Origin of the sequence: Streptomyces sp. NPDC052114, assembly GCF_040680155.1 — a bacterium.
Classification (GTDB): domain Bacteria; phylum Actinomycetota; class Actinomycetes; order Streptomycetales; family Streptomycetaceae; genus Streptomyces.
This window is the reverse complement of the sequence record NZ_JBFAWC010000002.1, coordinates 163295-178480: the sequence shown is the minus strand read 5'-3', so window position 1 is coordinate 178480 and position 15186 is coordinate 163295. Positions and strand designations below refer to the sequence as shown.

At 73.0% G+C, this 15186-nt stretch carries 15 protein-coding genes; 3 read left to right on the top strand and 12 right to left on the bottom strand.

All coding sequences use genetic code 11. The features are described 5' to 3' along the window. Positions 1-49 precede the first annotated feature (49 nt). Entirely contained in the window at positions 50-1930 is a 1881-nt protein-coding gene (locus AB0L89_RS04980; RefSeq protein ID WP_365134430.1) for a DUF2264 domain-containing protein, read from the top strand. A 5-nt stretch (positions 1931-1935) separates the two neighbouring features. Here the strand turns inward: AB0L89_RS04980 and AB0L89_RS04975 are convergent, their stop codons facing one another. From AB0L89_RS04975 to AB0L89_RS04950, 6 genes are all read right to left on the bottom strand, one after another. Next, the gene (locus AB0L89_RS04975; RefSeq protein WP_365134427.1) at positions 1936-2463 is read right to left on the bottom strand and encodes a GAF domain-containing protein; all 528 of its coding nucleotides are present in this window, start codon (positions 2461-2463) and stop codon (positions 1936-1938) included. Then, complete coding sequence (locus AB0L89_RS04970; protein ID WP_055700731.1) at positions 2460-3053, bottom strand: ATP/GTP-binding protein; 594 nt, start codon at positions 3051-3053, stop codon at positions 2460-2462. The genes AB0L89_RS04975 and AB0L89_RS04970 overlap by 4 nt, the downstream gene beginning before the upstream one ends. Further along, complete coding sequence (locus AB0L89_RS04965) at positions 3031-3402, bottom strand: DUF742 domain-containing protein (protein ID WP_365134424.1); 372 nt, start codon at positions 3400-3402, stop codon at positions 3031-3033. Before AB0L89_RS04965 ends, AB0L89_RS04970 begins: the two co-directional genes overlap by 23 nt. Before the next feature lie 2 nt (positions 3403-3404). Beyond that, on the bottom strand, positions 3405-3839 hold the full coding sequence (locus AB0L89_RS04960) for a roadblock/LC7 domain-containing protein (RefSeq protein ID WP_365134421.1): 435 nt from the start codon (positions 3837-3839) through the stop codon (positions 3405-3407). Positions 3840-3922: 83 nt separating this feature from the next. Continuing rightward, a complete protein-coding gene (locus AB0L89_RS04955; protein WP_365134418.1) occupies positions 3923-5686 on the bottom strand; it encodes an ATP-binding protein in 1764 nt (587 codons plus the stop codon). A gap of 507 nt (positions 5687-6193) precedes the next feature. Further along, positions 6194-7372 (bottom strand): MBL fold metallo-hydrolase, encoded by a 1179-nt coding sequence (locus AB0L89_RS04950; RefSeq protein WP_365134415.1) that lies wholly within the window; start codon positions 7370-7372, stop codon positions 6194-6196. 161 nt (positions 7373-7533) lie between these two features. On the opposite strand from AB0L89_RS04950, the gene AB0L89_RS04945 reads away from it, so the two are divergent. After that, positions 7534-8019 carry a carboxymuconolactone decarboxylase family protein gene (locus tag AB0L89_RS04945; protein ID WP_365134412.1) on the top strand — a complete coding sequence of 162 codons (486 nt, stop codon included), beginning with the start codon at positions 7534-7536 and terminating at the stop codon, positions 8017-8019. A gap of 69 nt (positions 8020-8088) precedes the next feature. On the opposite strand, the gene AB0L89_RS04940 is transcribed toward AB0L89_RS04945, so the two are convergent. Then, complete coding sequence (locus AB0L89_RS04940) at positions 8089-8874, bottom strand: SIMPL domain-containing protein (RefSeq protein WP_365134409.1); 786 nt, start codon at positions 8872-8874, stop codon at positions 8089-8091. Between the two features lie 141 nt (positions 8875-9015). Further along, positions 9016-9822 carry an SGNH/GDSL hydrolase family protein gene (locus AB0L89_RS04935; protein WP_365134406.1) on the bottom strand — a complete coding sequence of 269 codons (807 nt, stop codon included), beginning with the start codon at positions 9820-9822 and terminating at the stop codon, positions 9016-9018. A 323-nt stretch (positions 9823-10145) separates the two neighbouring features. Between AB0L89_RS04935 and AB0L89_RS04930 the strand changes: the two genes are divergently transcribed. Beyond that, positions 10146-10943, top strand: a complete 798-nt coding sequence (locus AB0L89_RS04930) for a tyrosine-protein phosphatase (protein WP_365134403.1) — start codon at positions 10146-10148, stop codon at positions 10941-10943. A gap of 25 nt (positions 10944-10968) precedes the next feature. Here AB0L89_RS04930 and AB0L89_RS04925 read toward each other — a convergent pair whose 3' ends face one another. The 4 genes from AB0L89_RS04925 to dxs form a co-directional block, all read right to left on the bottom strand. After that, positions 10969-11085, bottom strand: a complete 117-nt coding sequence (locus AB0L89_RS04925; protein ID WP_362326896.1) for a DUF6126 family protein — start codon at positions 11083-11085, stop codon at positions 10969-10971. Between the two features lie 53 nt (positions 11086-11138). Then, on the bottom strand, positions 11139-11765 hold the full coding sequence (locus AB0L89_RS04920) for an XRE family transcriptional regulator (RefSeq protein ID WP_365134400.1): 627 nt from the start codon (positions 11763-11765) through the stop codon (positions 11139-11141). 99 nt (positions 11766-11864) lie between these two features. Then, positions 11865-13250: an aspartate aminotransferase family protein gene (locus AB0L89_RS04915; protein ID WP_365134397.1), complete on the bottom strand. Its 1386-nt coding sequence runs from the start codon at positions 13248-13250 to the stop codon at positions 11865-11867. Further along, positions 13247-15166 (bottom strand): 1-deoxy-D-xylulose-5-phosphate synthase, encoded by a 1920-nt coding sequence (dxs, locus tag AB0L89_RS04910; RefSeq protein WP_365134394.1) that lies wholly within the window; start codon positions 15164-15166, stop codon positions 13247-13249. Before dxs ends, AB0L89_RS04915 begins: the two co-directional genes overlap by 4 nt. Positions 15167-15186: the final 20 nt, after the last annotated feature.

Here is a 15186-nt window from a genome sequence, read left to right as displayed (position 1 = left end):
CCCCTTACGGGGCCCGGACAGCATCACCTACCGAGGAGGCACCCGTCCCATGCCCGCACCGCACCTGCCCCTGCCGCCCACCGACCGCGTGCTGTCCCCGCTCACCGGCTGGACCAGGGCGCACTGGGAGGCGCTCGCCGACCGGCAGCTGGAGGCTCTCGTCCCCTACGCGACGCCGGGCCTCGCGCAGTACCGCCTGCCCGGACGCAACAGCTGGTCGGGGGTCGTCTCCGACGGCCTGGAGGGATACGCGCGCTCCTTCCTGCTGGCCTCCTTCCGGATCGCCGGGGCGGGCGGCGAGGTGGATCCCCGCCTCACCGAACGCTACGCGCGCGGTCTGACGACGGGCACCGACCGCACGAGCGGCGAGGCCTGGCCCGAACTCACCGACTGTTCCCAGCAGATGGTCGAGGCCGCGTCGATCGCCATCGGTCTGCACGAGACCCGCCCCTGGATCTGGGACAGGCTCGACACGCGGGTCCAGGAGCGGGTGGTCGACTGGTTCTCCGGCTTCGTCGGCCGGAAGACCTGGGACAACAACTGGCGCCTCTTCCAGGTGGTGTCCGAGCAGTTCCTCGCCTCCGTCGGCGCCCCGCACAGCCAGGCCGACATCGACGGCGGCCTCGACCGCATCGAGGACTGGTACCGCGGCGACGGCTGGTACAGCGACGGCGACGGCCGCAACTTCGACTACTACATCGGCTGGGCGATGCACCTGTACCCGCTGCTGTGGGCCCGGATGGCCGGGGACGGGGACGGCGGGCGCGCCACGGTGTACCGCGAGCGGCTGGCCCGGTTCCTCGCCGACTACCCGCACTTCTTCGGCGGCGACGGCGCGCCCGTGCACCAGGGCCGCTCCCTGACCTACCGGTTCGCGGCGGCCGCCCCCGTGTGGCTGGGCGCGCTCGCCGACTGCACCCCGCTGGCCCCCGGACTGACCCGGCGCCTCGCCTCCGGCACCGCGCGGCACTTCGTGGAGCGCGGGGTGCCCGACGAGCGCGGGCTGCTCCCGCTCGGCTGGTACGGGACGTTCCTGCCCGCGACGCAGGCGTACTCGGGCCCCGCTTCGCCGTACTGGGCGAGCAAGGGCTTCCTGGGGCTGCTGCTGCCCGCCGACCACCCGGTGTGGACGGAGCGCGAAGTCCCGCTGCCCGTCGAGGAGTCCGACCGGTACACGGCCCTGCCGCAGCCCGGCTGGCTCCTGCACGGCACCCGACACGACGGCATCGTCCGCCTGGTCAACCACGGCAGCGACCACAACCCGCTCGAAGGCCCGGCCCAGGACGACCCGCACTACGCCAAGTTCGGCTACTCCACGGCGACGGCCCCCGAGACCGCCCCGCGCGCGTGGGAGCGCGCCGTCGACGGCCACCTGGCGCTGCTCGCCCCGGACGGCACCGCCTCACGCCGTTCCCGCATCCACCCGCTGAGCTGCGAGGGCCGCGTGGCCTCCTCCCGGCACGACGCCCGGCTGCCGGGCCGGGACGACGCGTTCCCCGTGGAGTCGACGAGCGCGCTGCACGGCCCCTGGGAGATCCGGGTGCACCGCGTCCAGGCACCGGACGACCTGTCCGTGCGCGAGGGGGGCCACACGGTGGCGGACGAGAGCCGGCCGCACGCCGAGCGGGGGCCCGGCTGGGCGCTCGTCCGTACGGAGTCGGGGCTGACCAGCGCGGTGGTCGCGCTGCACGGCTGGGACGAGGAGACGGGCATCGCGCGCGAAGTCGCGGCCAACGCGTTCGGGCCGCACTCCGCGACGCCGTACCTCGCGCGCGCCGCGCGCGCGGGCACCGACGGCGTGCACGTCACGCTCGTCGCGCTGTCCCGCGACACCGTCCGGCCAGAGGCGCTGCGGGAGTCCGTCGCCTGTGCCGTGGACGACGGCGGCGTCCGTGTCCGCTTCCCCGACGGCACCGAACTCCGGCTCTGAGACGGTCAGGGACCGCCGTCCTCCCGCCGGTGGATCAGCTCCACCAGCTCCGCGGCCATGGACTTGATCGTGTCGAGCCCCGCCCTGCCCCACCGGCGCGGCTCGACGTCCACGACACACACCGTCCCGAGCACGATGTCCGTGCGGTCGATGAGGGGCGCGCCCAGATAGGAGCGGATGCCGATCTCGTCCACTACAGGGTTGCCCGCGAACCGCGGATAGTCGCGGACGTCCTCCAGGACGAGGGCCTTGCGGCGCACCACGACGTGCGGGCAGTACCCGTGGTCGCGGGCCAGGTACCGGCACGCCCCGCCGTCCGGGGTGTGCTGGCCCGCGAAGAACTGCCGTTCCTCGTCGATGAAGTTGACCATCGAGTACGGCGCGCCGGTCAGCTCGGCGAGCCGGTCGGCGAAGGCGTCGAAGGCCGGTTCGGGGCGCTGTCCGATGCCGAGCCCGCGCAGCCGTCTCACCCGGGCGGGCGCCTCCTTGTCCACCGGCGTGAGCAGCAGGTGCCCGGTCGGGTCGTACGTCACGTGTGGGCTCCGTAGCTCGGCGCCGGGGCATGGTTGAGGAGGTGCTTGACGAGGGTGAGGAGCGTCTGGATGCCGGAGCTGGAGATCCGCGCGTCGCAGCGCACGACGGGCACTTCGGGGTCGAGGTCGATCGCGGACCGCACCTCCTCGGGCTCGTAGCGGTAGGCACCGTCGAATTCGTTGATCGCCACGATGAAGCCCATGCCGCGCTGCTCGAAGAAGTCCACGGCGGCGAAGCAGTCCTCCAGGCGCCGGGTGTCGGCGAGGACCACCGCGCCGAGCGCGCCCTCGGAGAGCTCGTCCCACATGAACCAGAACCGCTCCTGCCCCGGCGTGCCGAAGAGGTACAGCACGTGTTCCGGGTCGAGCGTGATCCGCCCGAAGTCCATGGCGACGGTCGTCGTGGTCTTGTTCTCCACACCCGACAGGTCGTCGGTGCCCTCGCTGACCGTGGTGAGCAACTCCTCGGTGCTCAGCGGCGCGATCTCGCTGACCGCGCCCACAAAGGTCGTCTTCCCGACCCCGAAGCCACCCGCGACCAGGATCTTCAGCGCGGTGGGGAAGGGGTCAGAGCTGTCGTCGTAATCCATCGAGCACTGCCTCCAACAGGGACCGGTCAGTGGGGTTGTGGTGGAAGTCCGGGGCCTTCGTGGTGAGGGCCCCGCAGTCGAGGAGATCGGAGAGGATCACTTTGGTGACGACCGCGGGCAGCTTGAGCTGGGCCGCGATCTCGGCGACGGACGTGGGGGCCTCGCACAGGCCGATGGCCTCGTTGTGCTCGGGGCCGAGGTAGCCGAGGGGCGGGGAGCCGGTCGCCATCACCTGCGAGAGCAGGTCGAGTCGGCTGCTCGGTCTGGTCCGTCCGTTGCTCACGGTGTAGGGCCGGACGAGCCGGCCCGCCGCGTCGTCGAGCCAGGGCCCGTCGTGCGGGGCCGCCATACTCAGCGCCTCATCGGCGCGGGTTCGCCGGCGGGCTGCCGGGGCGCGGTGATCAGGTACGGCCGTACGCTCTTGACCAGCATCGCCATTTCGTAGCCGAGGACGGCCGCGTCCGCCTCGCGTCCGGCGAGGACCGCCAGACAGGTCCCCGAACCCGCCGTGGAGACGAACAGGAGCGTGGAGTCCAGCTCCACGACGACCTGCCGGACGTCCCCGCCGTCACCGAAGCGGACACCCGCGCTGCGGCCGAGCGAGTAGAGCCCCGAGGCGAGGGCCGCCATGTGGTCGGCGCTGTCCGGGTCGAGTCCGTGCACCGACTTCACGAGTCCGTCGGAGGAGAGCAGGACGGCGCTGTGGGTGTGCGGCACGCGCTGCACGAGGCCGCTCATCAGCCAGTCGAGATCGGATACATGGCCGGTCGGCGCATCGCTCGCCATGGTGGATCGACTCCTTGAGGATACGAACGTACGGGGGTCTGCCGAGGCAGCGGTGGTGGGGGGTGATCGGCGTGGAGGTCTGGTCAGCCGCCTTGCTCGCTCCCGTCGTGGGAGACCCCGGCCTCGCGCTCCCGGGTCAGTGGATCGCGTGGTTCCTGCGCCTGGGCGAGGCCGATGCCGCGCTGGAACGCGGCCATCAGGCCCGGATCGTGGCCGACGAGCCGGTCGCCATCGGGGCGCGGCGCCGGGGAGTCCCGCAGCTGGGGCGCGAGGTGCTCCTGGGCGCGCCGCTTGGGGAGCTGGGGCCTGCCGACGCGGCCCCGCACGGCGCCGTTGCGCGGGGTGGGCGGTGCCCCGGCGTGCTCGGCGGCGGCCTCCCGGTCCTCGGGCCGGATGCCGGGCACGGCGTCGGCGGGCGTCGGCCGGATCTGGCGGGCGCCGCGCACGGGCAGCGGGGCGGGCGCGGTGCCGTTCGCGGGGCGGGGCCGGGGCGCGGCGGGGACCGGTTCCTGGCGGGGGGCCGGGCGGGTGGGCGGCTCCGGGCGGGACTGCGGCCGGGGAGCCGTGCGGGTGTCCGGCTGCGGCGCGGTGCGCTGCCGCTCCGCCGCTTCGTCGCGCGTGTCCGGCGTCTCCCGTACGTCCCCACCGGAGCCGAGCAGGTCCTGGGGCAGGATCAGCACGGCCTGGACCCCGCCGTAGATGTTGCTCTGCAAGCGGACGTCGACGCCGTGCCTGCGGGCCAGCGCGGAGACCACGAAGAGCCCGATGCGGCCGTCCTGCAGCAGACTGGCGACGTTGACCTGGTCGGGGTCGGCGAGCAGCCGGTTCATCTTGTTCTGCTCGGTGAGGGGCATGCCGAGGCCACGGTCCTCGACCTCGACGGCGAGCCCCGCGGTGACGAGGTTGGCGCGCAGCAGGACCTGGGTGTGCGGCGCGGAGAACACCGTGGCGTTCTCGACGAGTTCGGCGAGCAGGTGGATGACGTCGGCGACGGCGTGCCCGCGCAGGGTGCCGTCGATCGGCGGCACGAGCTTGACCCGCGAGTACTGCTCCACCTCCGCGATGGCGGAGCGCATCACCTCGGTCATGGAGACGGGCTTGCTCCACTGGCGGCGCGAGACGGCGCCGCCGAGGACGGCGAGGTTCTCCGCGTGCCTGCGGATGCGGGTCGCGAGGTGGTCGACGTGGAAGAGGCCCTTGAGGAGTTCGGGGTCCTCGACCTCGTTCTCCAGCTCGTCCAGCAGCGAGATCTCGCGGTGCACGAGGGACTGGAGGCGCCGGGCGAGGTTCACGAAGACCTCGACCTTCTGCTCGCTGCCCGCGTGGCTGGAGAGCTGGGAGGCCTGGACGACGGCGCCGAGTGCGACGTCGTGGGCGCGGGTCAGCTCGTCGGCGAGCTGGTCGAACTCGTCGCCGCCCGGCCGCGTCCGCTCCGGCTTGCGGCGGGCGGGCGGCTGGTCGCCGCGGCGCAACTGCTCGACGACGCCGCGCAGTTCGGACTGGCCGCGCGCGGTAACGCGGCGCAGCCCGATCACCCGGTCGCGCACGGACTTGGCGGCGCGCTCGGCGGCCACGGCGGCGATCACGATGCCGGCGAGACCGACGAGGCCCGCCGCGGTGAGGACGGCGATCAGGACGGGTCCCGGCCGGGCCTGGGTCGAGCGCAGGGTGAAGAGCACGGCCGCGCAGGCGCTCAGGCCCACGGCGAGCGCGGGAAGCACCGCGATGCGCAGGAGTTGGGAGCGTATGTGCGTCTCGGGCAGTGCGGCGGTGCGGCTGCCGGGCCTGCCGTGCCGGCCGCCTTCTCGACGGTCGGCACGGGCGGCCGGTGCGCGTAGGTGAGACATCAGCGTCCTCGGTGTTCTGCGACGAGGGTCCAGCGGTCGGCCGACTCCTCTTGCGGCATGGTTGCGGCAGCGCCGTGCCGGCCGGCAGGTCTCGGTGTCAGCCCTGAACGGTGATCCCTGCGTCGCCCGACGGCCACTCACGGTAGTCGGCAACGCATCATGTGCGATGGGCAGTTGACAAAGTCTGCGGGGCAGCGTCCCGCTCTGGTATGACACCTCGCACGGGGGTCCGATTCACCTCGTACGCAGGTCCGATTCAACCGTCGGACATCAGTTCGCCGGCGGCGGCGGGGGCCGTCACTCCGATCGGCGCCGGACCGCCCTGTTCGCCGTGAGCCCGCGCCCGGGCCCGCCACCGCGACCGTACGCGCGTGCGTGCGCCCACGGCCCGCGGCGACCGCACAGGGACGGCCCGCCCCCGAGCGTTCGGGGGCGGGCCGTCACCGCACATCACCTCTCGTGAAGGGCACTCCGTCTCCTGAAGAACACTCCACCGCCCGGACCGGGCTATCCGACCGGCGCCGCCTCCGGCTGCTCTCCGCCGGCGGCCGCCGCGTGCTCGGTCCAGCCGCCCTCCGGCACGACCGCGACGCCGCGCCACCACGGCGCGTCCGGGACGTTCTCCGCCGCGGGCTCGAAGGGCTCACCCGGGCAGGGCAGCGCGATCCCGGCACCCGCGCGGCGGGCCGCGGCGAGCGTGCCCTCGCCGGGCGCCGGCCAGGCGTGCGGGGCGAGGTTGAACGTCCCCCAGTGGATCGGCAGCATCACGCCCCGCGGCCGACCGCCCTGGAGGTCCAGATGGGCCCGCATGCCTTCCTCGGGCGTCATGTGGATGTCCGGCCAGAAGTCGGAGTACGCGCCGATCTGGATCATCGTCGCGTCGAACGGGCCGTGCTCGGCTCCGATCTCGGCGAAGCCGGGGAAGTAGCCGGTGTCCCCGCTGTGGTAGACGCGGTGCTCGGGTCCCGCCACCACCCAGGAGGCCCACAGCGTGTGCTGCTGGTTGCGCACGCCCCGGCCGCAGAAGTGGCGTGCGGGCGTCGCCGTCAGGGTCAGCCCCGCCACCTGCGCCGACTCGTGCCAGTCCAGCTCGCGCAGGCGGTCTGCCGGGACGCCCCACCGCTCCAGATGGGCCCCGACGCCGAGCGGCACCGCGAAGACCGTGTCGGTGCCCGCCAGGGCCTTGATGGTGGGCAGGTCCAGGTGGTCGTAGTGGTCGTGGGAGATCACCACGGCGTCGACCGGACCGAGCGCCTCCAGCGGCACCGGCACCGGGTGCAGCCGCTTGGGCCCGGCGAAGGCGAACGGCGAGCACCGCTCACCCCACACCGGGTCGAAGAGCACGCGCCGCCCGTCGATCTCCGCGAGGACGCTGGAGTGCCCCATCCAGGTGATCCTGAGGCCGCTGGCCGGCGGCTTGGCGAGATCGGCGAGGGTCGTGGCGTGCACCGGGACCGTACCGGTCGGGCCGCGGCGGACGCGCTCCTCCTTGCGGAAGTAGATCCTGGCGAACTCCATCGTGGAGCCGGAGGGCCTGGTCCGCGCCCCCACGGGGTTCCGGAAGGAGCCCTCGGCCACGGAGAAATTCGGCGACCTGCGGATCCGCGCCAGCCGCGCACCCGCCGGATCCGCTCCGAAGGCGGCGGGCCGCAGGGAGCGGAGCCCGGGGATCAGGGACCGGGACACGGGACCTCCTGAAGGGGGGGTGGATAGGCCTCCCCATTATGTCCACGGCCCCCGACGCCACATCGCGGAGCCCCGATGTCACCTTCGCGGAGCCCCGAAACCACTTCCCCGGAGCCCGATGTCACATTCCGGGAGCCCCGATCCGTCGCACGAGTGATCCGGTGACCGCCGCCGGAGAACGAGCCCACCACCCGCGGGTGCTCTGGTCCTGCCTCCGCCTGGAGCAGGGCGTGGCGAAGTGGCGCACGCTGGACGACGGCCTCAAGGAGCTGGCCGTGATGGCGTCGGCCGCCTCGGTCGGCTGCTCGTGGTGCATGGACTTCGGCTACTGGGAGTCCCACCGGCGCCGCGTGGACCCGCGGAAGCCGCGCGACGTGCCCGCCTGGCGCGCCAGCGACGCGTACTCCCCGCTGGAGCGGGACGTCATGGCGTACGCGGAAGCGGTGACCGCGACACCGCCGGCCGTGGACGACGACCTCGCCGAGCGGCTGCGCGGGCGGCTCGGCGAGCCCGCCCTCGTCGAGCTGACCACGATGATCGCCGTGGAGAACCTCCGCTCCCGCTTCGACTCGGCCATGGGACTGACCAGTCAGGGCTTCAAGGACTCCTGCGACCTGCGCGACGCGGGGCGCCCGGCCGCGCGGTGAGCCACCGTGCGGCCGCCCGGTGAACCGTGGCGCGTGCCGCCCGGTGCCGGGCGGCACGCGCCCGTGGCCTCACCGCAGTGCGTAGACCGCCGTCACCGAGACCTCGTCCTGGATCTCCCCGGGCGCCAGCGGCACGTCCTCCTTCGCGGCGGCCACCGGCATCGCCACCGGCCGCGGGCGCCCGCCGTCGCTCTCGTCCAGGGAGACGAGGCGGCCGAGCCTGCGCCCTGCCAGCTTCGCGTACTGCGCGGCCTTGCCCCGGGCGTCGGCGTACGCCGCGTCGCGCGCCCTGGCCCGCAGCGCCCCGGGGTCGGCCAGGTCGAAGGCCACCGCGTGGATCCGGCCCGCGTCGCCCGCCGCGTCCATGACCGCCTGGATCACGGCCCCGGTCCTGCCGATGGCCCGGACCTTGAGCGTGAACACCTGCGAGGCCTGGTAGCCGGTCACCTTCGACGTGTCGTCCTCGTCGCGGTACACGGCGGACAGCGCGAGGTTCTCCGTCCTGATGTCCCGCTCGGCGACGCCCGCCCCGCGCGCGGCGGCGAGGAGCGCCTTGGCCGCGGTGTTCTGCGCGGCGAGCGCCTTCTCCGCCGTCGGCCGGGTGACCTCGACGCCCGCGGTGAGCACGGCGAGGTCGGGGACGGCGGACGCGCTGCCCACCCCGGTCACGGTGACGGTCGTCGGCGCGGGGGCGGGCGCCGGGGCGGCGGCCGGGACGGCGGGGGCGGGCGCGGCGGCGAGGGCGGGCGCGGCGGGCAGTCCGAGCGCGGCGAGCGCCACGACGACCGCGCCGACGGCACGTACCGGACCGACCGCACCGGCGCGGACTGGGCGAGCTGGACGAACTGGGCGCATACGACGGGATCCCTTCGGCTGTCCGTCCCTCCGGGGACGGCTCGCCGACATCCCAGCACCGGCGCGGGCGCCCGCGTCCGCGCCACTCCCGCGCTGTCACCTCACCGGTCCAGGCCTCCCCGCCCGGGCCCGCGCCCAGGGCTACAGCGGCATGAGGTCCGGCCGCTTCGCCTCCACGTGGTCCCCCGAGCTCTCGCCGCGGATACGCCGGCCGATCCACGGGACCAGGTACTCGCGGGCCCAGTGGATGTCGTCGCGCCGCACTTCCAGCGTGCCGCGCGGCGGCAGCGGGGGCCACGCCTGGTCGGGGTCCGCGGGCACCTCGAGACCGAGCACCTGACCGGCGCGCAGGGCCACACGGGTGTGCCCCTCGGCGGACAGGTGCAGCCGGTCGCCGTCCCAGGCGCGCCGGTCCTGGACGGTCTTGAGGGACCACAGGTCGAGCACGGGGCAGCCGTACCGGTCGGCGATCGCGCGGACGTGCATGTTGTACGTGGCGATCTTGCCGCGCAGGTGCTTGAGCAGGGCGACGCCGCGGGTGTCGAAGCCGGTGGTCACCATGACCGTGCCGACCGCCGAGGCGAGGTCGGCGACGGCCCGCTCGAAGCGTTCGGCGACCTCGTCGGGGTCGGTGCCGGGGCGGATGATGTCGTTGCCGCCCGCACAGAACGTCACCAGGTCGGGGGCGAGCTCCTTGGCGCGCGGGATCTGGTCCTCGACGATCTGGTCGAGCAGCTTGCCGCGGACGGCGAGGTTGGCATACCGGAAGGTGTGCTCGGGCACCCGGTCGTCCAGCAGGACGGCGAGGCGGTCGGCCCACCCGACGAACGCGCCGTCGGGCCCCGGGTCCCCCACGCCTTCGGTGAAGCTGTCGCCGACCGCTGCGTAGGAGTTGAATACGCCGTTGTTGATGGGGTGATTGATGAAGGATGTCGACTCTGCGCTCACGAAGTCACATCTTTCACCTCCCTAAGTGACCTACGCCACCGTAGGGAGGGGTTGACGGAGCGTGAGATAAGCCACCGGTCAAGATTCACCCAAGACGGAATAAGCCTCGGCATATGCCCCGGAGGGTCCGAAGCCCGGCTCGGGGGGCGGTGATTCGGCCGTCCGGAGGGGTGTCCGCGCGTCTGTCATGAGGGTGGATGTGCGCCTGTCACAGGGGTGAACGAAGGGGCGTCGCGGGGGTGATTGCCCAAGGAACCCATGTCGTATCGTCGAGGGCGCAACCACCGGCGAGTCGCGCCGGCCGCAGAGCTTGAGGAGAGCCCGTGACGCAGCAGGTCCCGTCGACAGAGCCCGAGCTTGCCGGAGTGCGCAACTTCCGTGACGTGGGCGGCCTGCCGACGGTGGACGGCCGCCGGGTCCGCGCGGGCCGGCTGTTCCGCAGCGGTCACCTCGCGCACGCCACCGAGGCCGACGCCGCGTTCCTCTCCTCGCTGGGCCTGCACACGGTCTTCGACTTCCGCAACGCCGCCGACCAGCGCCTGGAGGGCCCCGACGTCGCGCTGCCCGGCGTGCGCAACGTGAACCTGCCGCTGACCGACCCGGCCGACGGCGCCGAGTTCTGGAAGATGGTCCGCGACGGCGACCTGGACCAGCTGCGCGCGCTCCTGTCCGACGGCAAGGCCGCCGGACGGATGTCGTCCTCGTACCGCTCGATCATCAAGGAGCGCACCGCCGAGCACAGCCGGGTGCTGCACGCCATGGCGGAGGACAGCGTGCCCGCCCTGATGCACTGCGCGGCCGGCAAGGACCGCGCGGGCCTGTCGATAGCGGTCACCCTGCTCGCCGTGGGTGTCGAGCGCGACGCCATCGAGGCGGACTACCTGGAGTCGAACGCGGCGCACCGCCGCTACAAGGTGCAGCGCTCCGACGACTCCCCGAACGCGATGTCGCCCGAGGTCATGGAGCTGCTCAACCCGCTCTTCGACGCCCGCGCCGAGTACCTCGCGGCGGCCTTCGAGACGATCGAGCAGACCTGGGGCGGCGTGGACACCTACCTCTCCGAGGGTCTGGAGCTGAGCGACGCGACCCGCGAGCGGCTGCGCGAGCGCCTCCTCGACTGAGGCGGCGCCGCAAAGGGGGCGCCGCCTACTGGTTCTGCGCCCCCAGCTCGAACAGCAGATAGATGAAGGCCGCGAAGATGTGCCCCACCGCCACATAGATGATCAGGCGGACCCACAGGGCCCGGGGGAACTTCTCCTCCATGGACGTGCGGGCGGGCCGCCGCTCCTGGCCGGGTCCCTGCGGTTCGGGTTCCGTCATGTCGGGTCTCCCTGGGTGGGGCCACCGAGGCACAGCGCGGTGGCGGGGCTCTGCAGCAACGTGTGGACGAAGAGAAGGTCGGCGCCGCCCTGGTCGGCGGCGGCGATCCGGTGCGGGGTCAGCGAGTCGAAGTGCGCGCTGTCCCCGGGGCCGAGCGTGTGCGCGGTGTCCCCGAGGCGCAGCCGCAGCCGCCCCTTGAGGACGTACAGCCACTCCTCGCCCGGGTGGACGCGCACGATGTCCCCCTGGGCGCCGTGCGGCACGTGGACGCGCAGGGACTGCATGCCGCGGCCCGGCGCGCCCGCCTGCCAGTAGGTCCAGCCGCCGGCCCGGGTCGGCTCCATGTCGGCGGCGCGCACGACGGAGTCCCGGTCGGCGACCGTCTCGCCGAGCAGCTCCGAGACCGTCGTACCGTAGATCCGTGCGAGCGCGAGCAGCATGGGCAGCGACGGCTGGCGCTGTCCCGTCTCCAGGCGGGACAGATGGGCGGGCGAGAGCCCGGCGGTGCGGGCCGCGGCCTCCAGCGTGAGGCTCGCGCGACGGCGCAGTTCGCGCAGTTGGGGCGCGACGGCGGGCAGCGCTTCGGCCGCCTCCGGCGGCTCGGCGGGCTCGGCAGGGCTCATGCTTCGATTGAGCCAGAGCCTTGCCTCCCGGGCAAATTTCTTGCCCGGGAGGCAAATCCACACGTCACGGCGTCAGAGACGCACTCTCACGTCACTGCGTCACCGGTGGGCGACGGCCTGCTTCACCAGCGTCCTGCCGAAGTCCCACATCAGCCCGCCGCCGCTGTGCGCGTCGTCCATCACGGCGGTGAAGGCGGCCACGAAGCGGTCCACCTCCTGCTCCCCCACCGTCAGCGGCGGGATCAGCTTGATGACCTCCAGGTGGTCGCCGGAGACCTGGGTGAGGATGCGGTGCTTCTGCAGCAGCGGCACGACGACCATCTGCGCGAAGAGCCCCTTGCGGGCGGCCTGGAGCATCGTCCAGCGCCCGCGCAGCTTCAGCGACGTGGGCCGCCCGAACTCGATGCCGACCATCAGGCCCCGGCCGCGCACCTCGGCGAGCAGCTCATAGCGGTCGACGAGCGCGGCGAGCCGGGTCCTGAGCAGTTCCCCGGTCACGCGCGCGTTCTCGACGATCTTCTCGTCGTCCATCACGGCCAGGACGGCGAGCCCCGCCGCCATCGCCTGCGCGTTGGAGCCGAAGCTCGCCGAGTGCACGAGCACCCGGTCCATCGACGAGTAGACCTTCTTGAAGATCCAGTCCTTGCCGAGCGTCGCCCCGACCGGCACGTAGCCGCCCGACAGGGCCTTGGCCACGCAGACGAGATCGGGCTCGACCCCCTCCTCGTGCTGGTAGGCGTAGAAGTCGCCGGTCCTGCCGAGGCCGGTCTGCACCTCGTCGGCGATCAGCAGCGCCTTGTGCCGGTGCAGCAGCTCCTGGGCGGCGCGCAGATAGCCGGGGGGCGTCTCGTGCACGCCCTTGCCCTGGATGGGCTCGACGATCAGAGCGGCGACGTCGCCCTTCTTCAGCTCCCGGCGCAGGGCGTCCAGATCGCCGAGCGGGATCGCGGTGTCGGGCAGCAGCGGCGCGAAACCGTCGCGGAAGCCGCTCTCGCCGTTGACGGAGAGCGATCCGGTGGTCAGCCCGTGGAAGGCGTGCGCGCAGTAGAGCACGCGCGGCCGCCCCGTCGCGTAGCGCGCGAACTTCAGGGCGGTCTCCACGGCCTCGGTGCCGCTGTTGCCGAAGAAGACCCGGTCCAGGTGCGGGCTGTGGGTGAGCAGCCGCTCGGCGAGCAGTCCGGGCAGCGGCTGGCAGTCGAACCGCGTGAGGTCGGCGAGCGAGGCGTCCAGGACGTCGTGCAGCGCCTTGCGGACGACGGGGTGGTGCCTGCCGAGGCCCATCACGCCGAAGCCCGCGAGCATGTCGAGGTAGTCGTTGCCCTCCGCGTCCCAGAAGTACGCGCCCTCGGCCCGCTCGTAGACCTTGTCGAAGCCGATGGTGTGCAGCATGCGCGGCAGCTGGTGGTTGAGGTGGCGCGCGTGCAGTTCGTAGCGCTCGGCGCCCCGCTCCGCGAGCAGTCCGCCGAGGTCGAACTCCTTGGTCATGAGCTGTGCTCCTTGCCTGGACCGGGCTCCCCCGCGCCCTCCTTGGCCGCCAGTGTGGCGCTGATCCGCCCCGCGATCTCGACGGGCGTGAGCCCGATGTCGGCGAGGACCTCGCCCCGCTTGGCGTGCGCGAGGAACTGCTCGGGGATCCCGAACCTCCGCACGGGTACGTCCACTTCGGCCTCGCCGAGCGCCAGCGCGACGGCCGCGCCGACACCGGCGGACCGGCTGTTGTCCTCGACGACGGCCACGACGCGGTGGCGGGCGGCGAGCGCGGGCAGCTCCGCGTCGACCGGCTTGACCCAGCGCGGGTCGACGACGGTGCAGCGCAGGCCGCGCTCGCGCAGCAGCTCGGCGGCCCGCAGACAGACCGGCGCCATCACGCCGACCGCGACGAACAGCACGTCCGCGTCCGGCGCGTCCGGCTCCCGCAGCAGTACGTCCATGCCGCCGAGCCGGTCGACGGCCGGGATCGCGGGGCCCACCGACTCCTTGGGGAAGCGGATGAGCGTCGGCGCGTCGTCGACCGCGACGGCCTCGCGCAGCTGCGCCCGCAATTGGTCGGCGTCGCGGGGCGCGGCGATCCTGAGGCCGGGCACCACCTGGAGGACGGAGAGGTCCCACATGCCGTTGTGGGACGCGCCGTCCACGCCGGTGACGCCCGCCCGGTCGAGCACGAACGTCACCCCGCACCGGTGCAGCGCGACGTCCATGAGGAGCTGGTCGAAGGCGCGGTTGAGGAAGGTGGCGTACACGGCGACGACCGGGTGGAGCCCGCCCGTCGCGAGTCCCGCGGCCGACACCGCGGCGTGCTGCTCGGCGATGCCGACGTCCCACACCCGGTCGGGGTAGGCCTCGGCGAACTTCGTCAGGCCGACCGGGCCGAGCATGGCCGCGGTGATGGCGACGACGTCCTCGCGCTCGGCGCCGATGCGGACGATCTCGTCCCCGAACACCGAGGTCCAGGAAGGGCCGTTGGAGGGAGCGAGCGGTTCGCAGGTGAGCGGGTCCATCACGCCGACGGTGTGGAAGCGGTCGGCCTCGTCGGCGAGCGCGGGTTCGTAGCCGCGCCCCTTCTCCGTCAGGCAGTGGACGAGGACGGGGCCGTGGAAGCGTTTCGCGCGGCGCAGCGCCGACTCGACGGCGCCCGTGTCGTGCCCGTCGATCGGTCCGACGTACTTGAGGCCGAGGTCCTCGAACATGCCTTGGGGCGCGAAGGCGTCCTTGAAGCCCTTCTTGGCGCCGTGCAGCGACTCGTAGAGCGTGCGCCCGACCACGGGCGTGCGCTGGAGTATGTCCTTGCCCCAGGCGAGGACCCGCTCGTAGCTGTCCGTCGTGCGCAGCGTGGCGAGGTGGTTGGCGAGGCCGCCGATGGTCGGGGCGTAGGAGCGTTCGTTGTCGTTGACGACGATGATCAGCGGCCGGTCCTTCGCGGCCGCGATGTTGTTGAGCGCCTCCCAGGCCATGCCGCCGGTGAGCGCGCCGTCACCGATGACGGCGACGACGTGGCCGCGCTCGCCGAGCACCTGGCGCGCCTTGGCCAGGCCGTCGGCCCAGCCGAGCGCGGTCGAGGCGTGGCTGTTCTCGACGATGTCGTGCTCGGACTCCTCGCGCGAGGGGTAGCCGGAGAGGCCGCCCTTGCCGCGCAGCTTCGAGAAGTCCTGACGTCCCGTCAGAAGCTTGTGCACGTAGCTCTGGTGGCCGGTGTCCCAGACGATGCGGTCGACCGGCGACTCGAAGACCCGGTGGAGGGCGATGGAGAGCTCCACCACCCCCAGATTGGGGCCGAGGTGACCGCCTGTCCTGGCGACCGCGTGCACCAGGAACTCCCGGATCTCCTCGGCCAGTTCACCGAGTTGCGCCTCGGTCAGCGACTTGAGGTCGCGCGGCCCCCGAATGGTGTCGAGAATGGTCATGCTCGGGCCCCCTTGCTGGT